Origin of the sequence: Aeromonas sp. sif2433 (genome assembly GCF_019218705.1) — a bacterium.
Classification (GTDB): domain Bacteria; phylum Pseudomonadota; class Gammaproteobacteria; order Enterobacterales; family Aeromonadaceae; genus Aeromonas; species Aeromonas encheleia.
Window position 1 is genome coordinate 14,364 of sequence record NZ_JAHUXD010000003.1, and the last position, 21,948, is coordinate 36,311.

General features: G+C 62.6%; 23 protein-coding genes. 5 read left to right on the forward strand and 18 right to left on the reverse strand.

Annotated features, from left to right (window positions below):
* Positions 1-120 precede the first annotated feature (120 nt).
* From gshA to KW825_RS05390, 4 genes are read right to left on the reverse strand one after another with little or no spacing between them, the layout of a single operon-like run.
* A complete protein-coding gene (gene gshA / locus KW825_RS05375; RefSeq protein ID WP_042652161.1) occupies positions 121-1,719 on the reverse strand; it encodes a glutamate--cysteine ligase in 1,599 nt (532 codons plus the stop codon).
* A 58-nt stretch (positions 1,720-1,777) separates the two neighbouring features.
* Positions 1,778-4,591 (reverse strand): pitrilysin family protein, encoded by a 2,814-nt coding sequence (locus tag KW825_RS05380; RefSeq protein ID WP_218328545.1) that lies wholly within the window; start codon positions 4,589-4,591, stop codon positions 1,778-1,780.
* A 27-nt stretch (positions 4,592-4,618) separates the two neighbouring features.
* Entirely contained in the window at positions 4,619-5,056 is a 438-nt protein-coding gene (locus KW825_RS05385) for a YqaA family protein (protein WP_218328546.1), read from the reverse strand.
* Positions 5,053-6,018 carry an NADP-dependent oxidoreductase gene (locus KW825_RS05390; protein ID WP_371315780.1) on the reverse strand — a complete coding sequence of 322 codons (966 nt, stop codon included), beginning with the start codon at positions 6,016-6,018 and terminating at the stop codon, positions 5,053-5,055. The genes KW825_RS05385 and KW825_RS05390 overlap by 4 nt, the downstream gene beginning before the upstream one ends.
* A 65-nt stretch (positions 6,019-6,083) precedes the next feature.
* Between KW825_RS05390 and KW825_RS05395 the strand changes: the two genes are divergently transcribed.
* A complete protein-coding gene (locus tag KW825_RS05395; protein WP_170175991.1) occupies positions 6,084-6,242 on the forward strand; it encodes a hypothetical protein in 159 nt (52 codons plus the stop codon).
* 49 nt (positions 6,243-6,291) lie between these two features.
* Here the strand turns inward: KW825_RS05395 and KW825_RS05400 are convergent, their stop codons facing one another.
* Positions 6,292-7,284 carry a Preprotein translocase subunit SecY gene (locus KW825_RS05400; RefSeq protein WP_218328556.1) on the reverse strand — a complete coding sequence of 331 codons (993 nt, stop codon included), beginning with the start codon at positions 7,282-7,284 and terminating at the stop codon, positions 6,292-6,294.
* A gap of 252 nt (positions 7,285-7,536) precedes the next feature.
* Between KW825_RS05400 and KW825_RS05405 the strand changes: the two genes are divergently transcribed.
* Positions 7,537-7,893: a hypothetical protein gene (locus tag KW825_RS05405; protein WP_218328557.1), complete on the forward strand. Its 357-nt coding sequence runs from the start codon at positions 7,537-7,539 to the stop codon at positions 7,891-7,893.
* A 35-nt stretch (positions 7,894-7,928) separates the two neighbouring features.
* Here the strand turns inward: KW825_RS05405 and KW825_RS05410 are convergent, their stop codons facing one another.
* The 4 genes from KW825_RS05410 to rpsF all read right to left on the reverse strand — a co-directional run bounded on the left by KW825_RS05410 (position 7,929) and on the right by rpsF (position 9,918).
* Positions 7,929-8,672 (reverse strand): ferredoxin--NADP reductase, encoded by a 744-nt coding sequence (locus tag KW825_RS05410; RefSeq protein ID WP_218328558.1) that lies wholly within the window; start codon positions 8,670-8,672, stop codon positions 7,929-7,931.
* Between the two features lie 100 nt (positions 8,673-8,772).
* The gene (rplI, locus tag KW825_RS05415) at positions 8,773-9,219 is read right to left on the reverse strand and encodes a 50S ribosomal protein L9 (protein WP_042011812.1); all 447 of its coding nucleotides are present in this window, start codon (positions 9,217-9,219) and stop codon (positions 8,773-8,775) included.
* Positions 9,220-9,268: 49 nt separating this feature from the next.
* Entirely contained in the window at positions 9,269-9,499 is a 231-nt protein-coding gene (gene rpsR / locus KW825_RS05420) for a 30S ribosomal protein S18 (protein WP_005313392.1), read from the reverse strand.
* A 32-nt stretch (positions 9,500-9,531) separates the two neighbouring features.
* Positions 9,532-9,918: a 30S ribosomal protein S6 gene (gene rpsF, locus KW825_RS05425; RefSeq protein ID WP_042652154.1), complete on the reverse strand. Its 387-nt coding sequence runs from the start codon at positions 9,916-9,918 to the stop codon at positions 9,532-9,534.
* A gap of 235 nt (positions 9,919-10,153) precedes the next feature.
* Here rpsF and KW825_RS05430 point away from each other — a divergent pair, with 235 nt between their 5' ends.
* Both KW825_RS05430 and KW825_RS05435 read left to right on the forward strand, forming a co-directional pair.
* A complete protein-coding gene (locus KW825_RS05430) occupies positions 10,154-11,377 on the forward strand; it encodes an Nramp family divalent metal transporter (RefSeq protein ID WP_218328560.1) in 1,224 nt (407 codons plus the stop codon).
* Between the two features lie 108 nt (positions 11,378-11,485).
* Complete coding sequence (locus tag KW825_RS05435; protein ID WP_218328561.1) at positions 11,486-12,334, forward strand: hypothetical protein; 849 nt, start codon at positions 11,486-11,488, stop codon at positions 12,332-12,334.
* Positions 12,335-12,372: 38 nt separating this feature from the next.
* Here KW825_RS05435 and KW825_RS05440 read toward each other — a convergent pair whose 3' ends face one another.
* The 5 genes from KW825_RS05440 to rnr all read right to left on the reverse strand — a co-directional run bounded on the left by KW825_RS05440 (position 12,373) and on the right by rnr (position 17,516).
* Complete coding sequence (locus KW825_RS05440; protein ID WP_218328563.1) at positions 12,373-13,209, reverse strand: DMT family transporter; 837 nt, start codon at positions 13,207-13,209, stop codon at positions 12,373-12,375.
* Positions 13,210-13,314: 105 nt separating this feature from the next.
* Positions 13,315-13,770, reverse strand: a complete 456-nt coding sequence (locus KW825_RS05445; RefSeq protein WP_042652150.1) for a GNAT family N-acetyltransferase — start codon at positions 13,768-13,770, stop codon at positions 13,315-13,317.
* A gap of 56 nt (positions 13,771-13,826) precedes the next feature.
* Positions 13,827-14,393 carry a Crp/Fnr family transcriptional regulator gene (locus tag KW825_RS05450; protein ID WP_218328567.1) on the reverse strand — a complete coding sequence of 189 codons (567 nt, stop codon included), beginning with the start codon at positions 14,391-14,393 and terminating at the stop codon, positions 13,827-13,829.
* 10 nt (positions 14,394-14,403) lie between these two features.
* Complete coding sequence (gene rlmB / locus KW825_RS05455; protein ID WP_218291200.1) at positions 14,404-15,153, reverse strand: 23S rRNA (guanosine(2251)-2'-O)-methyltransferase RlmB; 750 nt, start codon at positions 15,151-15,153, stop codon at positions 14,404-14,406.
* On the reverse strand, positions 15,150-17,516 hold the full coding sequence (gene rnr / locus KW825_RS05460) for a ribonuclease R (RefSeq protein WP_218328569.1): 2,367 nt from the start codon (positions 17,514-17,516) through the stop codon (positions 15,150-15,152). The genes rlmB and rnr overlap by 4 nt, the downstream gene beginning before the upstream one ends.
* A 133-nt stretch (positions 17,517-17,649) precedes the next feature.
* Between rnr and KW825_RS05465 the strand changes: the two genes are divergently transcribed.
* Positions 17,650-18,672, forward strand: a complete 1,023-nt coding sequence (locus KW825_RS05465) for a GGDEF domain-containing protein (RefSeq protein ID WP_218328571.1) — start codon at positions 17,650-17,652, stop codon at positions 18,670-18,672.
* Between the two features lie 61 nt (positions 18,673-18,733).
* On the opposite strand, the gene luxS is transcribed toward KW825_RS05465, so the two are convergent.
* Genes luxS through KW825_RS05485 form a run of 4 tightly spaced genes read right to left on the reverse strand, consistent with a single transcriptional unit; the run spans position 18,734 to position 21,883 of the window.
* Positions 18,734-19,243: an S-ribosylhomocysteine lyase gene (gene luxS / locus KW825_RS05470; RefSeq protein WP_218328573.1), complete on the reverse strand. Its 510-nt coding sequence runs from the start codon at positions 19,241-19,243 to the stop codon at positions 18,734-18,736.
* 17 nt (positions 19,244-19,260) lie between these two features.
* Complete coding sequence (locus tag KW825_RS05475; protein WP_305730739.1) at positions 19,261-19,860, reverse strand: hypothetical protein; 600 nt, start codon at positions 19,858-19,860, stop codon at positions 19,261-19,263.
* A 52-nt stretch (positions 19,861-19,912) separates the two neighbouring features.
* On the reverse strand, positions 19,913-20,251 hold the full coding sequence (gene glnB / locus KW825_RS05480) for a nitrogen regulatory protein P-II (protein WP_005308848.1): 339 nt from the start codon (positions 20,249-20,251) through the stop codon (positions 19,913-19,915).
* Positions 20,252-20,260: 9 nt separating this feature from the next.
* Positions 20,261-21,883, reverse strand: coding sequence for an NAD+ synthase (locus KW825_RS05485; protein WP_218328581.1), 1,623 nt, complete (start codon positions 21,881-21,883; stop codon positions 20,261-20,263).
* Between the last annotated feature and the right edge of the window lie 65 nt (positions 21,884-21,948).

Sequence of the window (21,948 nt, forward strand, 5' to 3'; positions counted from 1 at the left end):
AGAGTGCAAAAACGGCCCGCTGGGCCGTTTTTTTATGCTGTGAAACCAACCCACTAGGCCCCTTTCGGCCAACAAAAAGCCGCTCCCTGGAGCGGCTTTTGACTGTCGGGGGGCAGACCCTCAGCTGGTCGTCTGCCGGGTACCGAAGTAATCGGCGAGGAACTCATCGAACGACAGGCTGTCACCGCGCTCCCGCTCCCTCTGCTTGGCCAGGGACTCGCGTGCCTCGCCCGCGAAGTAGGCCTGATCCCAGTACTGCAGCTCGCCGCTCAGCATCTCCTCCCGGTAGCGGCTCGCCAGCTCGTCGCCGAAGCAGCCGTTGTCCTGGCCGCTCTCCAGCAACTGCTTGAGCAGGCGGGCGGAGTAGGTCAGCTCCGGATTGAGCAGCTTCTCGCGGTGCATGGCCAGCGTCTCGCGATAGCGGTTACGGCCACAGCAGCGATCCAGCAGATCGGCGACCTGATCCAGCTCGTCGAACAGCTGGAGGCCGTACTCCCTGAGGCCGATGGGGTTGCCCTGCTCGTCTTCCAGCTCGAGGCCGGGACGACGCCCCTCCAGCACCACCTTGTTCTGGTTGCGGCGATTGCGGGCAATCTCCTCGTCGGTCAGCACCGGGGACGGGCGCAGCAGGCACCAGACCAGGAACAGATCGAAGAAGCGGATCTGATCCACATCGATGCCGAACGGGGTGAAGGGGTTCACGTCCACGGTGCGCAGCTCGATGTATTCGATGCCGCGCTGCTCCAGCGCGTCGGACGGCTTCTCGCCGCTGCGCGGGGTGCGCTTGGGACGGATCGGCGCATACAGCTCGTTCTCCAGCTGCAGCACGTTGTCATTGAGCTGGCGGTATTCGCCGTTGACCTTGACCCCGATCTTGGCGAACTCGGGATCATGGGTGCTGATGGCACGGCGCAGGCTGGCCACATAGGCCGGCAGGTTGTCGTGGCTGATATTGAGCATGCTCTGGGAGCTGCTGGTGTAGCCGAGATCGGACAACCGCAGCGCGGTGGCATAGGGCAGATAGAGGGTGCCCTTGCCGGTCTTCTGGAACGGCAGGTTGCTCTTGCGCCCCTTGAGGAAGGAGTCGCAGATGGCCGGCGAGGCGCCGAACAGATAGGGCACCAACCAGCCGAAGCGGTAGACGTTGCGAATAAGCCCCATGTATTTGTCGGAGATGAAACGCTGGCTGCAGCAGCCCTCACCCACCAGATCCTGCCATTCGCACCAGAAGCTGTCCGGCATGGAGAAGTTGAAGTGCACCCCGGCGATCACCTGCATCAGGCTGCCGTAGCGGTTCTTCAGCCCCTGTCGGTAGAGGGTCTTCATCCGGCCTATGTTGGAACTGCCGTACTGGGCCAGGCGGATGCTCTCCTCATCGCCGATGAAGCAGGGCATGGAGAGCGGCCAGATCCGCTCATCGCCGAGGTGATGAATGGTATGACGGTGGATGTCGCCGAGCTGCTCGATCAGGCTCTCGATGGAGTCGGTGGCCGGGGTGATGAACTCCAGCAGGCTCTCGGAGTAGTCGGTGGTGATGTTGGCGTGGGTCAGCGCCGAGCCCAGGCTCCTGGGGTGGTCGGTCTGGGAGAGGGCGCCTTCCGGGGTGATGCGCAGGCATTCACGTTCGATCCCGCGCCGGATCCCCTTGAGGGCGGTCACCCGTTCCGGCGAACCCAGGGCAGTCAACAACTCGGTGAGCGACAAGCTAGTAGTAGTCATATTCACGGCTCATGTATGGCCGCCCCAAACGGGGCGGCGCTCATTTTGTGAAGCGCCCTCAGGGCAGCTGCAGCGGATAGATGGGAAGATGAAGCTCCGACAGGGTTTTTTCAAGCTTTTGCTTGTCTCCCACCACCACAATCACCATCTCGGCCGGATCGAGCCAGCGGGCCGCGCTGGCCTTGAGTGCCTCAGGCGACACCGTTTTGATCAGCTTGCCCTGGGCCAGCACATAGTCCGGCTTCAGGTCATACATGATCATCTGCAGCAGGAACATCGCCTTCTGCGCCAGGGTTTCGTAGGAGAGCGCATCCTGCTGGGAGACGGCGCTGCGCATGTAGGCCAGCTCCACCGGGGTCGGGCCGCTCTTGCGGTAGCCGTCCATCTCCTTCAGGAACTGGCGGATGGCATCCACGGTCGCGTCGGTCCGCACGTTGGCACCGGTGGCGAAGACACCCGCCTCGCGGTTGGCGGAGAAGCCCGAGCTGGCACCATAGGTGTAGCCCTTGTCTTCCCGCAGGTTGAGGTTGATGCGGCTGTTGAAGTTGCCCCCCAGATTGAAGTTCATCAGGCTGGCGACGAAGAAGTCCCCCGTGGTGTCAAACGGCATGGCACGACGGCCGATGCGGATCACCGACTGGGGCGCCCCCGGCTTGTCCACCAGATAGATGCCCGGCTTGGCCTGCTCGCCCTTGAGCTTGAGATCGCCGAGGGCAGGAGTGGTCCCCTTCCACTGGGTCAGGAAGCCAAGCTGCTCCTCGATCTGCTGCTGGGTCACATCCCCGGTCACCACCACCCTGGCGTTGGTCGGATTGTAGTAGTCCTGATAGAAGCGCTTCACGTCCGCCAGGGTCAGCTTCTCGACGTCCTTCAGCACCCCCTCGGTCGGTTGACCGAGCCGGTTCTGTTTGCCGTACACCAGCTCGCGGAACGCCTGGCCCGCCAGCCACTCCGGCTGCTGCTCGCTCTGCTTCATGCCTTGCAGCATCTGCGCCTTGAGCCGCTCGAAGTCCGCCTCCCGCATCCCGGGTCGCATCAAGACCTCGCGCACCAGATCCAGGGTCTGCGGCAACTTGTCGGTCAGGCTGCTGATGGTGATGAGGTTGTTGTACTGGGCGGTCGAGACGCTGATGCTGGCGCCGAGTTTTTGCAGCTCGTCGCTGAGCTCGGCCTCGGTCAGCCGTACCGTTCCCTGCCCCAGCATGGCGGCGGTGAGACTGGCCAGCCCCAGTTCCCCCTTGCCCTCGGCTCTCATGCCACCCGGCAGGGCGATCATGATGGAGACGGCGGGGATCTCGTCACTCTGGGTACCGATGATCTCGATGCCCTTGTCCAGCTTGCCGTGCCAGGTGGTCGGCACCTTGACGCTGACCGCCTCGCTCGCCTTGGGCTCCACGCTGCGATCGAAGCTGTCCTTGACCGGGCGCAGCGCCAGCGGCTCGCCGTGCTGGCTGTAATCCGGCAACTCCCGCTTGGCGGGGGAGAAGTTCGGCGTACCCGCCTGCCAATCCGTCTTGCCCTTGGGTACCACGCTCAGCACCACGGCGGGTTTGCCCGCGATGAACTTGTCATAGGCGGCCTTGACCTGCTGCGCGTTCACCTGGCTGATGGCGTCCAGGTTCTTGAACACATAGTTCGGATCCTGGGTCAGCACCTGGCCCAGGGCGAGCTGGCTCACCTTGCCCTCTATGCTGTCCAGCCCCCAGATGGCCTCGGCGCGATAGCTGCTGATGGCCTTCTCGAGATCCTCGGGCTTGAGGCCGCGGCTGGCAAAGTCGCCGATCACCTTGTCCACCTCGCCTTTCAGCGTCTTGAGGCTGCCATCCTGGGCCGGGTTCGGATAGGCGTAGACCGTCAGGGTGCAGGCCAGCTCCTCACAGGAGTGGGTGGCGCCCACCTCGATGGCCTTGCCGGTCTTGACCAGCGACTGGTAGAGCATGGAGCTGGCGGAGCCGCCGAGCACATCGGCAAAAATGTCCAGTGCCGGCTCCTGGGGATCCCCGAGCGCCACCGTCGGATAGCTGATGTAGAGCAGCGGCAGGTGCACCTTGTCTTCCAGGGTGACGTAGCGGGTCTCGGGCAGGGTCACCGGCTCCGGGGTCGGCTCGGCCACGTCCGGGCCACGGGGGATGCTGCCGAAGTACTTCTCGATCCAGGCCAGCGCCTGCTGGGTGTCGAAGTCGCCCCCCAGGGTCAGGGTGGCGTTGTTCGGGCCATACCAGCGCAGGAAGAACTGCTTGAGATCCTCCACCCCGACCCGGTCCAGATCCTCCACGTAGCCGATGGGCTGCCAGGAGTAGGGATGAGTGCGCGGATAGAGCGCCTCGCCCGCCTTCTCGCCCACCAGACCATAGGGCTGGTTGTCGATGCGCTGGGCGCGCTCGTTCTTGACGGTGGCGCGCTGGATCTCGAACTTCTTCTGGCTCACCGCATCGAGCAGGAAGCCCATGCGATCCGCCTCCAGCCACAGCACCTTCTCCAGTTGGTTGGCTGGCACGGTTTCGTAATAGTTGGTGCGATCCTTGTTGGTGGTGCCGTTCATCTCGCCACCGGCCTCGTTGATGATCCGCATGTGCTCCTGATCGCCAACGTGCTTGGAGCCCTGGAACATCATGTGCTCGAAGAAGTGGGCGAAGCCGGACTTGCCCACAGTCTCGCGGGACGAGCCCACGTGATAGGTCACGTTGAGGTGCACCAGGGGATCGGACTTGTCGGGGGCCAGGATCACGGTCAGGCCGTTATCCAGCTTGTACATCTGGTAGGGGATGCCGAGCTTGCCCTCCTGCTTGACCTGTTCCGATACCAGGGTCGGGGCTGCCAGCACCGGCAGGGCCAAGCCCAGAAGAATGCTTAATGGAATGAGTTTGTTCACGGTTACCTCGTGAGTGAAGAGAAGCGGCTAGAAGACCTGTTTGGCCAACAGAAAAACCAGGACATAGCGCACCAATTTGCCCAGCCCGATCAGAATGAGAGAGCGCCAGAACGAGAGACGCAGCCAGCCGGCCAGCAGACAGAGACCGTCACCGACCACCGGCGTCCAGGCCAGCAGCAGGCACCAGTGGCCATGTTGTTTGAGCCAACCTAGCGCCTTTTGTTCCCCACGGCCTTGAAAATCTTCCGGTTTTTTCTTGTATGTGGCAAGCCAGCCGAGCCACCAGGTGGTCATTGACCCTAAGGTATTGCCGAGGGTGGCCCACAGCAGCAGGCTGGCCATGCTCCACTGTCCCTGGTTTGCCATGACCCCCAGCAGCACTTCCGAGCTGCCGGGCAACAGGGTCGCCGAGGTGAAGGCGCTGAGAAACAGCCAGCCCAACCCGGTTTCCAGCGTCTCCATCATCCAGGATAACGCCCGGCGGCGGGCATCCGCAGCACCAGCTTGCCACGGGTGTGGCCGCTCTCGAGAGCCTGGTGCGCCAGCGCCCCCTCCGCCAGCTCGAACTCGCCAGCCAGGGTGATGTGGGCATCGCCCTGACGCAACAGGATCAGCATCTGGGCCAGCTGCTTGCTGTCGGGATGCACCAGCATGCCTCTCACCGCGATCCCCAGGGCGGCGCCGGCATCCTTGATCGACTGCGCAGTTATAGTCGGCACCGTCACCAGGCGGCCACCCTCGGCGACGCAGGCGAGCGCCGCCTTGCCACTCTCGCCGCCCATCAGATCCAGCACCAGATCGACGCGGCCAACCTGCACAACCCAGTCCGCATCGTGGTAATCCACCATCTTGCTGGCCCCGATCCCATGCAGGAAGCCGTGGTTTTCCTTGCTGGCCGTCACCACCACCTCGGCGCCATAGGCGCTGGCGAACTGCACCGCCAGGTGCCCCACCCCGCCGGCGGCGGCCAGGATCAGCACCCGCTGCCCCGCCTTGAGAGCGCCGTGCTCAAGCAGCCCCTGCCAGGCGGTGAGCCCGGCCAGCGGCAACGCCGCCCCCTGCTTGAGGCTGACGCCGTCAAGCTGGACCAGCTCCCCCTCGCTCACCACTATGGACTCGGCATAGCCGCCGCCCGCCAGCGGGAAACCGACCATGCCGCACACCCTGTCCCCCTCCGCCAGGGTGCTGACGCCCGGGCCGACCTTCTCTACCACCCCCGCCACGTCATAACCCGGCGTCCAGGGCAGCTTGTCCTTGTTCTGGGCCGCCGCCCAGCCCAGACCGGCCCGGGTCTTGGCATCGATAGGATTGACCCCGGCATAACAGATGCGCACCCGGACCTCCCCCTCGGCGGGAACCTTGTCGAGCGAAGGGTTGAGCTTAAGTACCGAGGGGTCGCCGAATGCGGTAATCTGTAGCTGCGTCATTGCACAATCCATCCTGTTGATTGATCAAGGATCCACAGAATAACAGCGAGGACACCATGGCTCGAATGTTTCTTATTCCTCTGTTGCTGGCGCTGGGGTGGTGGGCCTTGTTGCTCTACTTCCGCATCCCGCTCAAACAGGGGGCCAAGGGGTTTTACTGGATCATCGGCATCGGTGGTGGCCTGGCCGCCTTCTTCAGCCTGATGATGGTGCTGACGCACTAGCCTTCAGCGCGGCCAGCAACGAGAAGGCCACCCTGGGGTGGCCTCGCGCTCAACTGGCTGGTGCATTGAGATGGTAATGACGGTTGCTGCCCTGCCCCAACACCCCTTGGGCCAGCAGATGCTGGAACACCCTGTCCACCTCCTCCAGCGGCATGGCCAGCACCTCGGCCACCCGGCGCTTGCTGCACTTGAGCTCACCGCTCTCCAGCGCGGCCCGCACCCGCTCCACCAGGGCGGGGGCCGGGGCCGGTTTGCCGACCGCCACCGGCTCGACGGGGGATGCTGCCACAGCCTCGGCGTGCTCGCGCTGCCGTTGCCACAGCCACTGGCGGCGGAAGCGGTTCTCCTCCCCGATCAGGCTGACGAAGAAGGCACCGAACGCATCCAACAGCACAGATAGGAAGCAGACCAGCAGGAACTGCACCTGGCTGATGCTCATGCCCACCCCGTCCGCCAGGCTACTCATCAGCCCCAGCATGGAGGATTGCTCGTTGAGCGGCTTGGCATCCCGCTCCTGGCGCAGATCGTCCTGCTTCAGCCTGAGCTTGGTGTTAGCCTGCTGCAAGCCACTGACGCCGCTGGAGATGCGCGCCATCTCTATGTACTTGCGAGCCGCCTCCTCGTTGAGCTGGATCTGCCGCTCTATGCTGGCGATCTGCTCGTCGAAGCGGGCAATTTCCCGCTCGTGGCGCGCCTGCTGGCTCAGTATGGTGTTGGTGGCGCTGTTGATGCCGCCTATGCTGCCACCGATGGAGATGGCCGCCAGCACGCTGTAGAACAGCAGCGACCAGAAGGCGCCACCGAGATCCCGCCGGGCCTTGCACTCACCGTATTCGTACCAGACGTAAAACTTGCCCAGTTCGAAGATGATGGCCAGCCCGCCGAACAGCCACTTCATCAGCGGGTTGTCGTCGATGGAGAGAAACAGCAGCAGGGAGAAGACGATGGAGGCCAGAATGGCCAACCCGGTAAAACTGTAAACCGTGGTCAGTGCGAACCACCCCTTGGGGTAGCGCAGCGCGGCGGTGGCCTGTGTAGTCATGATGAAGAGGATGTGGTGCCGAGGAAAAGTTGGCTGCCGATTATAGTCGCCCAGGCCACAGAATGAAGATGAATCACTTGAATTCCTTCATATCCTCATCTAGGTGAATAGAACGCGACCGAATTGGGCAAATTGCCGCCCCGGGGAGCCACGGCTCGGCATAATCCATGGCTGGTGCTTTTCTACTCAGTTCCGCCGAGGTTGGGCTAAAAGACATACACTGATGAATATTTCCCCGTTATCGAGACCATTATGAACAAAACCACCACACTGCTGATCTCTCTGTTCCTGGCTCAGGGTGCAGCCATCGCCGCCCCCAAGAATTACGACAACGACGACATCAAGATCTCGACCGACAACGTGCGGGTCAATCTGGATTGGGATGACAGGGAATATGGCTGGTGGCAGAACAACTGCCTGAACATCAGCAGCGACCGGGTCAAGATCGACTGTGACAAGATGGACAGCAAGTACCGTGACCATTACAACCGCAGCGTCCACAGCGGCAACAACCCGGGCAAGGGCCACGACAAGGACGACTGGGACAATGGCGGCAGCGTGAAATACAAAGAGAAAGGAAATGGGAACGGGAAAGGCAAAAACAAATAACGATTCAGGGGCCCATGGCCCCTGAATGCTGTCTGCTACCAGTAATTTTCCGCACTGATATTGCCGGGGGCCCGCCGCAGGTTCTTGGCCAGCCCCAGCTCAAGCAGTGTCTGCTGGGTCTCCTTCACCATGGCGGGGTTGCCGCATATCATCACTTGGCTGTGTACGGCAGAGAACTCTAGCCCGACCCGCGCCTGCAGGCGCCCCTCGCCGATGGCCGCCGGGATCCGGCCGGTCATGGCACCGGGCCACTCCTCGCGGCTGACGAAGGGGACGTAGTGAAAGCGCGGCCCGTGCCGCTCGGCAAAGCTCTCGATAAGCGACCGATAACTCAGCTCCTCCCCCTTCCTCACTCCGTGCACCAGCACCAGATTGTCGAAGCGATCGAAGGCCTCACCGTCCGCCAGCATGGCCAGGAAGGGACCGATGGCGGTGCCGGTGGAGAGCAGCCAGAGATCGCGCCCGGCGGGCAGTTCATCCAGGGTCAGGAAGCCGGTCGCCTGGGATTGGACCAGCACCGAGTCCCCCGATTGCAACGAGCCAAGGGACGGCGTCAGCTCTCCCTCCGGGATCTCGACCAGATAGAACTCGTGATAGGGGGCAGAGGGGGGATTGACGAAGGAGTAGGCCCGCTGGATGCGGCGCTCACCCTGTTGCAGGGCCAGCTTGGTAAATTGCCCCGCCTTGTAGGGGGCGAGATCCGCCTTCACACGCAGGGAGAACAGGGTGGGGGTCCACTCGATGCGCTCGAGTACCCGACCTTCGACCCAGGCAGCCATAAGGATCTCCTCCAGAGGAACAGAACCCTACTCTACCCCTTGATCTGGAAATAAAAAACCCGCGCATGTGCGCGGGTTTTTTCTGCAAAGCGAATCGCTATTACAGAGCAACAACCTGGATCTGTACGGTTGCCTTGACGTCAGCGTGCAGCTGAACAACAACTTCGTACTCGCCGGTGTTACGCAGAACGTTGCCCATGCGGACCTCGCTCTTGGCAACAGCAACGCCGGCAGCAGTGATGGCGTCAGCCACGTCACGGGTACCGATGGAACCGAACAGCTTACCTTCGTCGCCAGACTTGGAGGCGATGACAACGGCAGCCAGTTCACCCAGCTTGGCAGCGCGCTCTTCAGCGGCAGCTTTACCGGCAGCCAGTTTGGCTTCCAGTTCAGCACGGCGAGCATCGAAGGTCTCGATGTTGGCCTTGGTAGCCATAACGGCTTTGCCTTGCGGGATCAGATAGTTACGGGCGTAGCCAGCTTTAACAGCGACTTGATCACCCAGACCGCCCAGTTTGGCGATTTTGTCGAGCAGGATAACTTGCATTACCTTTCCTCTATAAATGTGGAGTTAGGCTTAAGTGCCGGACCGATTCTTACTTGTTGTGCAGATCGGTGTACGGCAGCAGAGCCAGGTAACGAGCACGCTTGATGGCGCGTGCCAGCTGACGCTGATACTTGGCGCGGGTACCGGTGATACGGCTCGGTACGATCTTGCCAGATTCAGTGACGTAGTTTTTCAGAGTAACGATATCTTTGTAGTCGATCTCGGTAACGTTCTCGGCGGTGAAGCGGCAGAACTTACGACGACGGAAATAACGTGCCATGGCCTTTATCCTCTAATGCGTTGATCTAAGAATTACTCTTCGGAAGACGCTTCAACAGCATCTTCGCGGCGCTCGTCGTCACGACGGACGAAGCGCTCTTCCTTGGCCTTGGCCATAGGAGAAACTTCAGTCACGGCGTGCTTGGTGCGCATGATCATGTTGCGGATAACGGCATCGTTGAAGCGGAAGTTGGTTTCCAGTTCGTCGATAACGGCCTGCTCTGCTTCTACGTTCATCAGAACATAGTGAGCCTTGTGCAGCTTGTCGATCGGGTAAGCCAGTTGACGACGGCCCCAATCTTCCATGCGATGAATGGTACCACCAGCGGTGGTGATAGCGCCGGTGTAACGCTCGATCATGCCAGGTACTTGCTCGCTCTGGTCCGGATGAACCATGAAGACGATTTCGTAATGACGCATTTTAGCTCCTTACGGATTAATTCAGCCTCCGCCCAGGTGCAGCCAAACCTCGGAGGCAAGGAACATAGTGGTGTTTAGACACTGCTTTCTAGGGCGGCGTATTGTACGAAATCGCCTCTCTCACTGCAACTGGCGTCGACAGATGTTTTTATCGATGAGCCTGATGCAAAACTTCAATTGATAACAATTATCATTTAGATCTATTCTATCCTCATATCCTATGGAGGATGACAGTATGCAACCCGCCCTGAGCACGGCCATCCCGGCCCGCAAATTCAAGCTGACCCTGCTGGGGCCCGCCTTTATCGCCGCCATCGGCTATATAGACCCGGGCAACTTCGCCACCAATATCCAGGCGGGTTCCACCTTTGGTTATCAGCTGCTGTGGGTGGTGGTGTGGGCCAACCTGATGGCCATGCTGGTGCAGACCCTCTCCGCCAAGCTCGGCATAGTCACCGGCAAGAACCTCGCGGAACACATCCGGGACAAGTTACCCAGACCCGCGGTCTGGGCTTACTGGGTGCAGGCGGAGATCATCGCCATGGCCACGGATCTCGCCGAGTTCATCGGCGCCGCCGTGGGCTTCAAGCTGCTGCTGGGCGTCACCCTGCTGGAGGGGGCCTGCATCACCGCCGTGGTCACCTGGGCCATCCTGATGCTGCAGTCTCGCGGCCAGAAGCCGCTGGAGTTCGTGGTGGGCGGCCTGCTGCTGTTCGTGGCCGCCGCTTACATCGTCGAGCTGGTCTTCTCCCGCCCCCATCTGCCGAGCCTGCTGGAGGGCGCGCTCTTCCCCGGGCTGCCCAACGGCGATGCCGTCTATCTGGCCGCCGGCGTGCTGGGGGCGACCGTCATGCCCCACGTCATCTATCTGCATTCGGCGCTGACCCAGCACACCCAGGACAGGGGCACGGTCCCCCAGCGGCTGCACAGCACCCGGGTGGACGTCGCCATCGCCATGACCATCGCCGGCTTCGTCAACCTGGCCATGATGGCCATGGCCGCCGCGGCCTTTCACGGGGTGGGCAACCAGCCCGTGGCCGAGCTGGAGTCCGCCTACCAGACGCTCACGCCCTTGTTGGGACAGGCGGCCGCCACTCTGTTCGGCCTCTCCCTGGTCGCGTCCGGCATCTCCTCCACCGTGGTGGGAACCCTGGCCGGACAGGTGGTGATGCAGGGCTTCGTGCGCTTCACCATTCCACTCTGGTTGCGTCGGGCCATCACCATGGCCCCCGCCTTCGTGGTGATCGCCATGGGGCTCAACACCACGGATATCCTGGTGCTGAGCCAGGTGATCCTGAGCTTCGGCATAGCGCTCGCACTCATTCCGCTGTTGATGCTGACCGGGGATCGCGCCCTGATGGGCCAGCATCGCAATCATCCGGTGACTCAGGCGCTGGGGCGACTCATCGTCGCCCTGGTGATCGGCCTCAATGCCTATCTGCTGGTCTCCATGCTCTGACCCAATTGGCAGCATTCATACAGGCTCATTAACCCAGGTTAATGAGCCTGTCCCCGCTTTGGCGTATGCTGCGGCTCTCTCTTCATTCGCAACGCGCGGGAGCCATCCATGGAACATAGCCGAGCCAGCTTCGTGCTGAGCCATCACCAAGAGCAGGCCAGGGTAGTCTATTGCCAGGCCGGCGAGCCGACCCTGCTGGTCACCGACCTGACCCCCTTCCATCCCCAGAGCCATCTCTGGCCCGATCAACCGGGCGATGTGGGCAGGGTTTGCTGGGATAGTGGCGAAGCCGGCGTGGGCCCCTGCCGCATGGGCTCCATCAGCCCGGACGGCGAGCTGTTCGTGGATCAGGATATCCCGGTCAAACGGGGGGCCGAGGGCTGGGCCTTCGTGGTGGTGCACCCGCTGACGGGCAGGCATGAGCTGGCCGTGGGAACCCACGTCGAGTTGCAGGTAGATGCCGATGCCCGCCGTGCCCTGAGCCTGGGCCATAGTGGCTGCCATCTGGCGGCGCTGGCCCTCAACCGGGTGCTGACCACTTACTGGCGCAAGGAGCCGAGCGAGCGGGACGCCCTCGGCCAGCCCGATTTTGACCGGCTCGCCATCCAGACCTCGCGGGTCGAGCCCAGAGGCTCGCAGGAGCTGTATCGCATCGGCAAGAGCCTGCGCAAGAAGGGGGTGATGGCGGCCGAGCTGCTGGCGGCCCTGCCCGCCATCGAGCAGGAGATCAACGCCCAGCTGCTCAGCTGGCTGGCGGAGGGCGGCGACATTCGCCGCTCCCGCGCCGGTGAGGCCATCATCGACTCCCGCTATTGGCACTGCACCCTGGAGGGGCAGGAGCTGACCATCCCCTGCGGTGGCACCCACGTCGACAGCCTGGCCACGCTGGGCCGGGTCAGCGTGCAACTGAGCCTCGCCGATGAAGGCTTCAGCCTGATCAGCCGGGTCACCCCTTAAGTCCACTCTCAGGCCGGGCGTCCCCGGCCTGACCCTCTTCAGCCGATCCGGATCAGCAGGATACCGCACAGGATCACCAGCGCCGCCATCAACCTGACCCGGCCCAGTTTCTCCCCCAGCCAGCTCCAGGAGAGCAGCACCGCAAACAGCACGCTGCTCTCGCGCAGCGCCGCCACCAGCCCGATGGGTGCCTGGGTCATGGCCCAGATGACAATGCCGTAGGCCAGCAGTGACAAGGCGCCGCCGAGCGCGCCTGTATACCAGGCCGCGGCATCCAGATCCCGCCAGGCGGTGCGACTCTGCCAGCGCATCAGCAGCGGCATCACCAGCGCGGTGAGGGTGAACAGCCAGAGGGTGTAGCGCACCGGCGCGCCGGCCGAGCGGGCGCCCGCCCCATCGGAGAGGGTATAGGCGGCCGTGAACAACGCCGTGATCAGCACGGCACTCAGGGCCGCAGGCGCCAGCCTGATGCCACCGCGCCAGGCCATCAACAGCACCCCGCTCACCAGAACCAGGGCGCCCGCCACCGCCAGCCCACCGGGGACCTCCCCCAACAGCAGCGCCCCCAGCGACAGGGTTAGCAGGGGTGCACTGCCACGGGCCAGCGGATAGATCTGGCCGAACTCACCGAGCCGGTAGGCCCGGCCGAGGAACAGGCAATAACCGCAGTGCAGCAGGATGGAGAGCGCCAGCCAGGGATATTCGGCGGCGGCCGGCCATCCCACCAGGGGCAGGAAGGGCGCGGCAAAGAGGCCGGAGCAGAGAGAGACCAGCAAGACGCTGACCCGCCCCTCGGCCTGGCGCTTGGCCAGCGCATTCCAGAGGGCGTGTAACAGGGCGGCCAGCAGGATGGCCGCAAAGAGGGTGGGGGTCACGACAACGTTCCAGTCAGGATGGGGGACCGATCATATCCGTTTGTATCACGGCAGTGTGGGAGCCATCTCAAACTGGCGCCCCTTGCCCGACATCCAGGCCCGGGCTCAGACCGCCGTTTTGCGCATGCCCATGTGGGGGATGTCGTCTTCGAGATAGCCTTCCCCTTCCGCCACGAAACCGTGTTGACCGTAGAAGCCTTGCAGGTGTGCCTGGGCGCCGAGCCAGATGGAGTGACCCGGCCAGCCGGCCTCGCAGCCCCTGACGGCCTCCGCCAGCAACCGGTGACCCAGGCCGCCACCCCGCGACTGGGGCGAGGTGACCACCCGGCCGATGGCGCAGCCATGCTCGTCACCTATGCCAGGCGCCATAATCCGGCTATAGGCCGCCAGGTGCCGGCCCTCGTAGCCCAGCAGGTGCAGCACCCCTTCGCGGCGATCCAGCCCATCCAGATCCTGGAAAGGGCAAGTCTGCTCCACCACGAAGACTTCGGCCCGCAGGGCCAGCAGATCATACAGTTCGTCCGTGGTCAGCTCGGACCAGGCCTTGAGACTCCAGTTCATCGGCAACTCCTTATCGATTAGGCCCGCCAGCATAGGGGAGCGCAGCCAGACCGGCATTAACCTTTGTTAAGACTTTTAAGCCGCTTGCGAATGCGGCTGAGGCTGATGGGGCTGATGCCGAGATAGGCGGCGATCTGGTGATCCGGCACCCTGGCATCAAGGGCCGGGAAGCTCTGCAGGAAGTGCTGGTAGCGGGCCTGGGGGCTCTCGGTCAGCAGCAACAATTCCTTCTCCTCCTTGATGCGCAGCTGCACCGCCAGCAGGTGCTGATACCAGGCGGGCCAGCAGCTGAGCTGGCGCAGATCGGCCAGGGCGAACAGTTGCAGCCGGCAGGGCTCCAGCGCCTCCACGCTGTAGCGGGCGGGCTCGCCACTGAGCAGGTGGTGGAAGTCGATGAACTCGTCCCCCTCCCAGTAGAACTCCTTGATGTACTCGCGCCCATCCGCCAGCACCACCTTGGCCCGCAGCAAGCCCTGCTCCACCCTGACCAGCAGATCCGGGCTGTCACCGGCGTGCCAGAGGCAGGCTCGGGGGGCGAGCGTCAAGGAGCGGGCAAAAGAGAGGAGGCGCGTGGCCTCCTGCTCATCTGTGACCCGATCCCGGCTAAACGGGGGTCTGTCCATCACCCTTGGCTCAGGCGCGGCGCTGACGCACGGCTTCGAACAGGCAGACGCCCGCCGCCACCGAGACGTTGAGGCTGGAGACAGCCCCGGCCATCGGGATGCTCACCAGCTCGTCGCAGTGCTCGCGCGTCAGGCGACGCATGCCCTTGCCCTCGGCACCCATCACCAGCGCCATCGGGCCGGTCAGTTTGGCCTGATAGAGATCGTGATCCGCCTCGCCGGCGGTGCCGACCAGCCAAACGCCGCGCTCCTGCAACTCGCGCAGGCTGCGGGCCAGGTTGGTGACCTGGATCAGCGGCACCACTTCGGCGGCGCCACAGGCGACCTTGCGCACCACGGAGGTCAGGCCGGTGGCCTTGTCCCGCGGCACTATGACCGCATGGACCCCCGCCGCATCGGCGCTGCGCAGGCAGGCGCCGAGGTTGTGCGGGTCAGTCACCCCGTCCAGCACCAGCAGGAAAGGCTGGGCTTGTCGCGAGGCCAGGCTGTCCAGCAGGCTGGCCAGATCGTGCTCGGCCAGCTTGGGCGCCTCTATCACCTTGGCCATGATGCCCTGGTGATTGTTGCCCTCGGCTTTATCATCGAGCGTCTTGCGGTTCACGCTCTGCACCTTGAGGCCGAGCGCTTCCAGCTCGTCCAGCAGGGGCTGCAACCTGTCGTCTTCACGGCCCTTGAGGGCCCACACCTCGATGAAGCGCTCCGGGGTGCGCTCCAGCAGCGCGGATACAGCGTGAATGCCGTAGATCAGTTCTGTACTCATTTAGTGCTCTTGGTCTTTTCGCGAGCCTTCTTGCTCGGTCGTCTGTTGCTGGGCTTGGCACGGCCACCCTTGTCGGATTTGCCGCTATCCTTGCTCTCTTTGCGTTTATCGTGACGCTGACCACCCTTGGCGGGCTTGCGCACTACCTCTTTGCCATCCTTGCCGGTGAGTGGCGCTTCCACCATCACGAAGTCGATCTTGCGATCGTCCAGGTTCACGCCCATCACCTTGACGCGTACCTTGTCACCCAGGCGGTAGCGACGGCGGAAGTTCTCGCCGATCAGCTGCATGTGCAGGGGATCAAACTGGTAGTAGTCGTTGGTGAGGGTGCTGACGTGCACCAGACCGTCGATGTGGATATCCGCCAGCCGCACGAAGAAACCGAAGCCGGTGACGCTGGCGATGACGCCATCGAACTCGTCACCCACGTGATCCAGCATGTACTCACACTTGAGCCAGTCGGCCACGTCGCGGGTCGCATCGTCGGCACGGCGCTCGGTCATGGAGCAGTGCTCGCCCATGGGATCCACTTCTTCCAGCTGGTAGTGATAACCCCCGCTCGGGGTCCACTTATGGCGCAGGTTGCCCTGCTGCTCCTTGGCCGTCTGGTACTTGATGGCGCGGTGCAGGATGAGATCCGGATAGCGGCGGATCGGCGAGGTGAAGTGGGCGTAGGACTTCAGGGCCAGACCGAAGTGACCTATGTTGTCGGCCTGATAGACCGCCTGGCGCATGGAGCGCAGCAACATGGTGGAGAGCAGCTCGGCATCCGGACGCCCCTCAAACTTGGCGGCCAGCTCGGCGAAGTCCTTCGGCTCGGGCTCGAGACCCCCCTTGAGCTCCAGACCCAGTTCGGCCAGGAAGTCACGGAAACCGGTCAGGCGCTCTTCGCCCGGACGATCGTGCACCCGGAACAGGGCAAAGGCTTCGTTCTTCTCGATGTAACGGGCCGCGGCCACGTTCGCCTGGATCATGCACTCTTCGATGATCTTGTGGGCATCGTTGCGCACCAGCGGCACTATCTGGTCGATCTTGCGCTGGGCGTTGAAGATGAAGCGGGTCTCTTCGCTCTCGAATTCCACGGCGCCACGCTGGTGACGGGCGTGCTTGAGCGCCTTGTAGAGGTTGTTGAGCTCCTCGATGTGGCCCACCAGCGGCTCGTACTGCTGACGCAGCTTGGGCTCGCCATCCAGGATCGCCGCCACCTTGCTGTAGGTCATGCGCGCGTGGGAATTCATCACCGCTTCGTAGAACTTGTAACCGGACATGCGGCCGGCGGCGGAGATGGTCATCTCGCACACCATGCACAGCCGGTCGACCTGCGGGTTCAGGGAGCAGAGGCCGTTGGAGAGCACCTCCGGCAGCATGGGCACCACGAACTCGGGGAAATAGACGGAGTTGCCGCGCTGATAGGCTTCGGCATCCAGCGCAGTGCCGGGCTTCACGTAGGAGGAGACATCCGCGATGGCCACCCACAGGCGCCAGCCGCCACCGCGCTTGGCTTCACAGAAGACGGCGTCATCGAAGTCACGCGCATCTTCCCCGTCTATGGTGACCAGCGGCAGGGCACGCAGGTCGATACGACCCTCTTTGGCCTTCTCCGGCACCTGTTCGCCCAGACCTGCGACCTCTTTGGTCACCTCTTCCGGCCAGGTGTGCGGGATGCCGTGGGTACGCAGGGCGATCTCGATCTCCATGCCCGGCGCCATGTTCTCGCCCAGCACGTCCAGCACGGTACCGACCGAATTGATGCGGGAGGTGGCGCGCTGGGTGATGCGAACGACCACGACCTGGCTCTGGCGGGCACCCTTGTTCTCCCCTTCGGGGATGAGGATGTCCTGGCCGATGCGGCTGTCATCCGGCACCACGAAGCCGACCCCGTTCTCGACGAAGTAGCGGCCGACGATGTCAGCCTCGCGGGGCTTGAGCAGGCGCACCAGTCTGGCCTCCTGCCGGCCCTTGCGATCGATCTCGGTCGGCTGTACCAGCACGTAGTCGCCGTGCATCAGGCGCTGCATCTCACGGTTGTTCAGGAAGAGATCCGATCCACCACCCTCGGGGCGCAGAAAACCGAATCCATCTTTATGGCCGAGCACATAGCCTTTCACCAGATTCAGACGATCCGGCAGGGCGTAACATTGGTTCCTGGTGAACACGAGCTGCCCATCGCGCTCCATGGCGCGCAGACGACGGCGCAAGGCCTCCAGCGGCTCTTCTTCGGTCAGCTTGAGGGCCTTGGCCAACTCTTCCCGGGACATGGGTTTCTCATGGCCCTTGATGAGCTCCAGCAGCATCTCGCGGCTGGCGATGGGGTTTTCGTATTTTTCGGCCTCGCGTTGGAGGAAAGGATCTTTTTGAGACATAAGCAGGCCTTAGGGTAGGTAATAATGAAGACATTATATCGAAGGGGGGAGCTAATGGCATCCATCGACTGCCTTTTGGCCAATCTCTCTGTCATACTGGCCGCAGTTTGCAGGTATGTGAGACTCGGAACTCATGAGCAAGGACTCGTTCGCCCAATCTGCCGCCTATTTGAAACAGGCGGTCCCCCTGATGATCAAGTATCAGATTCCTACCACCCCGAACAATTACCACCTCTGGTACAACTACGTCTCCGGCGACATGCCCGAGCTGAACAGCGCCATCGATCAGGCGGTCAAGCTGCAGGGCACCTGCTCCCTCACCACCTGCGAGCGCCTCTACCATCAGCACCTCGCCAGCCAGGATGAGCAGCAGATGGAGGCCATGAAGCTCAATCTGGCCGCCATGGCCAACGAGCTGGGACACTCCATGCAGGATGCGCTGGTCGACACCGGCCAGTTTCAGGCGATGCTCGACAAGAGCTTCGACAGGCTGAGCCTCATCGATGACGAGGGGCTGAGCCTGGAAGACACCATGGGCATACTGCGGGAGCTGGTGCGCGAGTCGCGGGACGTGCGCATGTCCACCATGCACTTTCGCAGTCAGCTCAGCAGCGCCGAGAAGGAGATCAAGGAGCTGAAGGAGGCCCTGAGCGAGACCCGCAAGCTGGCCACCGAGGACGCCCTCACCAACCTGCTCAATCGCCGCGCCTTCGATCTGGAGATGGAGTGTCTGATCCGCACCCGTCAGCCGTTCTCGCTGATCCTGGTCGACATCGATCGTTTCAAGAGCTTCAACGACGAATATGGCCACCTGCTGGGGGATCAGGTGCTGCGCATCTTCGGCAAGCGGCTGCGGGAAGCCAGCAAGGAAGGGATCACCGCCTACCGACTCGGGGGGGAGGAGTTTGCGCTGCTGGCGCCACGCCGCTCCCTGGCGCTGACCCGGCAGATGGCGGAGAGCCTGCGCCGGGCCATCGAGAAGATGTCGATCCTGGATCGCAAGTCTGGCCGCCGCATCGATCACATCACCGCCTCGTTCGGGGTGGGTGAACACCAGGGGCAGGAGACGGCGGATGCCCTGGTCGAGCGCACCGACAAGCTGCTCTACAAGGCCAAGGAGCTCGGTCGCAATCGGGTGATGCCGCTCCCTTCCTGAGCCTGCGCGCAGCAAAAAGGCCGGTCATTGACCGGCCTTTTTATCTCTGCAACCCAACGGCTTAGAGGCTCTTCAGCTTATCTTCCGGCAGCGCCAGCTCGTCGTTATGGTTGACGCCGATGCCGCGTTCCAGCACGTGACGGGCGATGGCGTGCGCCTCTTCCAGCGAGTGCATGCTGTAGGTGCCGCACTGATATTCGTTCAGCTCGGGGATCTTGGCCTGATCCTGCACGGTCAGCACATCGCTCATGGCGGCCTGCCAGGCAGCGCCCACACGCGCCTCGTCCGGCGCGCCGATCAGGCTCATGTAGAAGCCGGTACGGCAACCCATGGGGGAGATGTCGATAATCTCGACCCCGTTGCCGTTCAGGTGATCCCGCATGAAACCGGCAAACAGGTGCTCCAGGGTGTGGATGCCGCGCTCGGAGAGGATCTCCTGGTTCGGCACGCAGAAGCGCAGATCGAACACCGTGATGGTGTCCTTGCTCGGGGTCTGCATGGTCTTGGCCACCCGCACGGCAGGGGCCTCCATACGGGTATGGTCGACGGTAAAACTGTCCAATAACGGCATTTCTGACTCCTGATTGGTTACGAGAACCAGCCCCCGCTGGGGAGCCGATCCTTGCATTGTCGGTACTGGGCGCCGTAGCGCTGGGCGCGGACCTCTACCTTGCGGGAGACCTTCATCAGCCATCCCTTGCTGCGGTAGCTGCCACGCCGGTAGCCGCCCCAGCCTTCGTGATAGTTGAGATACTGGCCATAGGCATCCCACTTGGAGGTGCCGTTCAGCCGCTGCGCCTTGCTAGTGTACCAGCCCATGAAATCGATGGCGTCGGCAAAGTCGTCTCTATTGCTCCAGCCGTTGCCACTTTCCCGCTGATAGTCATCCCAGGTCTCATCCTTCACCTGGGCATAGCCATAGGCCGAGCTGGCGCGCCCGGTCGGGATGAAGAGGAAATAGTCCATCGGCGGCCGGGCATCGTGTACGAAGGAGGACTCCTGATACATCATGGCCATTACCACGTGCACCGGTGTCCCCCAGCGCTCGCTCATCCGCAGCGCCGCCTTGTGCCAATCCGGCTTCTCGCTGAAGATCTGGCACAGGTTCTCCGGCTGGGCCGGTGGCTTGGAACTACAGGCGGTCAGACCCATCAGCAGGCCTGCCACCACCATGAGACGCGTCCACATCAGCGGGATGGTATCTTGGTTCTCTTCATCGTTTCGAGGCTCATTCATCACATCAAATTGCGTCTTCGTTCTCTTCGCCGGTACGGATACGAATGACCCGCTCCACTTCACAGACAAAAATCTTGCCATCACCGATCTTGCCGGTGCGGGCGGTGTTCTGGATGGCTTCCAGGCAGGCATCGAGATCCTCGTCTTGCACCACCAGCTCGACCTTCACCTTCGGCAGGAAATCCACCATGTATTCGGCGCCGCGATAGAGCTCGGTGTGCCCCTTCTGGCGGCCGAAGCCCTTGACCTCTGAGACTGTCATGCCGTTGATGCCGATCTCGGCCAGGGCCTCGCGCACATCGTCCAGCTTGAACGGTTTGATGATGGCTTCAATCTTCTTCATGGTGACTCCTTACCAGTTCTGTTTGCCAAACCCGGAGGTGATGGGGTAACGGCGATCCTTACCAAAGTTGCGGGCCGTGATACGGGGCCCGACGGCGGCTTGGCGGCGCTTGTATTCGTTGAGATCCACCAGACGGATCACCTTGCGTACCACGGCTTCTTCAAAGCCCTCCGCCACCAGGTCGGCGACCGAGGCATCCTCTTCCACATAACGTTTGAGGATGGCATCCAGGATGTCATAGGGGGGCAAGCTGTCCTGATCCACCTGATCCGGAGCAAGCTCCGCCGAAGGGGGTCGATCGATGACCCGCTGCGGGATCACATAATCGACGCTGTTGCGATATTCACACAGCTTGAAGACCAGGGTCTTGGGCACGTCCTTGAGCACATCGAAGCCGCCCGCCATGTCACCGTAGAGGGTGGCATAACCGACCGCCATCTCGCTCTTGTTGCCTGTGGTCAGCACGATGCGGCGGCGTTTGTTGGAGAGCGCCATCAGCAAGACGCCACGGCAGCGGGCCTGCAGGTTCTCTTCGGTGGTGTCCCGCGCGGTGCCGACAAACAGCGGCGCCAGCTGGGTCATGAAACCTTCGAACATGGGCTCGATGGAGATGATGTCGAACTCGACCCCCATCCGTTCGGCCTGCTCCTTGGCATCCTCCACACTCATCTGGGCGGTGTAGCGGAACGGCATCATCACCGCCTGCACCTTGTCCGCCCCTATGGCATCGGCGGCGATGGCCAGGGTCAGGGCGGAGTCGATGCCGCCGGAAAGCCCCAGCACGGCGCCCAGGAAGCCGTTCTTGGTGACATAGTCGCGCACCGCCAGCACCAGCGCCTGATAGACCTCGGCCAATGGCGCGAGGGAGGCGGCAGGCTCATGTAGCTTCACCGGTTGACCGTTTTCGAAACGCACCAGCGCCAGCGCCTCGGCAAAAGGCGCCAGCTTGTGGGTCAGCTCGCCCTGGCTGCTGAACACCTTGGAGCAGCCGTCGAAGATCAGCTCGTCCTGACCGCAGACCTGGTTGAGATAAACGAATGGCAGGCCGGTCTGATCGCAGCGCTCCGTCATCAACTCATTGCGGATCCAGGGCTTCTCCCTGTCATAGGGGGAGGCGTTGATGCTTAGCAGCAGCTCGGCGCCGGCCGCCTTGGCCGCCAGGGCCGGGCCCGGTTGCCACAGATCTTCACAGATGAGCAGCCCCAATTTGTGCTCTCTGAAAGCCACGACGCAGGTTTCAGTGCCTGCGGTGAAGTAGCGCTTCTCGTCAAACACCCCGTAGTTGGGCAGATCCTGCTTGAAGTAACGCGCCACCAGCTGGCCCCGCTCATAGAGGGAGGCCGCGTTATAGAGCGCCTCGCCTTCGCGCCAGGGATGCCCCACCAGGATGGCGCAATTGCCCTGCCAGGCAGCCACTCGGGCCAGCGCAGCCTCGACCCGGATCATCAGGTCGGTCCGCAGCAGCAGATCTTCCGGCGGGTAACCGGTCAATGCCAGCTCGGAGCACACCAGCAGATCGGCGCCTTGCTGATCCGCCTCTGCGGCCGCAGCCAGCACCTTGTCACAGTTATCTTCGATGGCGCCTACCGTCAGATTTAACTGGGCAAGCATCAGAGAGAGGGCTTTTGCCATGGCGATGCATCTTAAAACTCGAAAATGATGGGGAATGATAAAGAAAAGGCGCTGGCTGTGCCAGC

What these genes read in the sequence shown, in the direction of transcription:
- gshA (WP_042652161.1), bottom strand. Translation starts at nt 1,719, where the DNA reads ATGACTACTACTAGCTTGTCGCTCACCGAGTTGTTGACTGCCCTGGGT.
- KW825_RS05385 (WP_218328546.1), bottom strand. Translation starts at nt 5,056, where the DNA reads ATGATGGAGACGCTGGAAACCGGGTTGGGCTGGCTGTTTCTCAGCGCC.
- KW825_RS05390 (WP_371315780.1), bottom strand. Translation starts at nt 6,018, where the DNA reads ATGACGCAGCTACAGATTACCGCATTCGGCGACCCCTCGGTACTTAAG.
- KW825_RS05395 (WP_170175991.1), top strand. Translation starts at nt 6,084, where the DNA reads ATGTTTCTTATTCCTCTGTTGCTGGCGCTGGGGTGGTGGGCCTTGTTG.
- KW825_RS05400 (WP_218328556.1), bottom strand. Translation starts at nt 7,284, where the DNA reads ATGACTACACAGGCCACCGCCGCGCTGCGCTACCCCAAGGGGTGGTTC.
- KW825_RS05405 (WP_218328557.1), top strand. Translation starts at nt 7,537, where the DNA reads ATGAACAAAACCACCACACTGCTGATCTCTCTGTTCCTGGCTCAGGGT.
- KW825_RS05410 (WP_218328558.1), bottom strand. Translation starts at nt 8,672, where the DNA reads ATGGCTGCCTGGGTCGAAGGTCGGGTACTCGAGCGCATCGAGTGGACC.
- rplI (WP_042011812.1), bottom strand. Translation starts at nt 9,219, where the DNA reads ATGCAAGTTATCCTGCTCGACAAAATCGCCAAACTGGGCGGTCTGGGT.
- rpsR (WP_005313392.1), bottom strand. Translation starts at nt 9,499, where the DNA reads ATGGCACGTTATTTCCGTCGTCGTAAGTTCTGCCGCTTCACCGCCGAG.
- rpsF (WP_042652154.1), bottom strand. Translation starts at nt 9,918, where the DNA reads ATGCGTCATTACGAAATCGTCTTCATGGTTCATCCGGACCAGAGCGAG.
- KW825_RS05430 (WP_218328560.1), top strand. Translation starts at nt 10,154, where the DNA reads ATGCAACCCGCCCTGAGCACGGCCATCCCGGCCCGCAAATTCAAGCTG.
- KW825_RS05435 (WP_218328561.1), top strand. Translation starts at nt 11,486, where the DNA reads ATGGAACATAGCCGAGCCAGCTTCGTGCTGAGCCATCACCAAGAGCAG.
- KW825_RS05445 (WP_042652150.1), bottom strand. Translation starts at nt 13,770, where the DNA reads ATGAACTGGAGTCTCAAGGCCTGGTCCGAGCTGACCACGGACGAACTG.
- KW825_RS05450 (WP_218328567.1), bottom strand. Translation starts at nt 14,393, where the DNA reads ATGGACAGACCCCCGTTTAGCCGGGATCGGGTCACAGATGAGCAGGAG.
- rlmB (WP_218291200.1), bottom strand. Translation starts at nt 15,153, where the DNA reads ATGAGTACAGAACTGATCTACGGCATTCACGCTGTATCCGCGCTGCTG.
- rnr (WP_218328569.1), bottom strand. Translation starts at nt 17,516, where the DNA reads ATGTCTCAAAAAGATCCTTTCCTCCAACGCGAGGCCGAAAAATACGAA.
- KW825_RS05465 (WP_218328571.1), top strand. Translation starts at nt 17,650, where the DNA reads ATGAGCAAGGACTCGTTCGCCCAATCTGCCGCCTATTTGAAACAGGCG.
- luxS (WP_218328573.1), bottom strand. Translation starts at nt 19,243, where the DNA reads ATGCCGTTATTGGACAGTTTTACCGTCGACCATACCCGTATGGAGGCC.
- KW825_RS05475 (WP_305730739.1), bottom strand. Translation starts at nt 19,860, where the DNA reads ATGTGGACGCGTCTCATGGTGGTGGCAGGCCTGCTGATGGGTCTGACC.
- glnB (WP_005308848.1), bottom strand. Translation starts at nt 20,251, where the DNA reads ATGAAGAAGATTGAAGCCATCATCAAACCGTTCAAGCTGGACGATGTG.
- KW825_RS05485 (WP_218328581.1), bottom strand. Translation starts at nt 21,883, where the DNA reads ATGGCAAAAGCCCTCTCTCTGATGCTTGCCCAGTTAAATCTGACGGTA.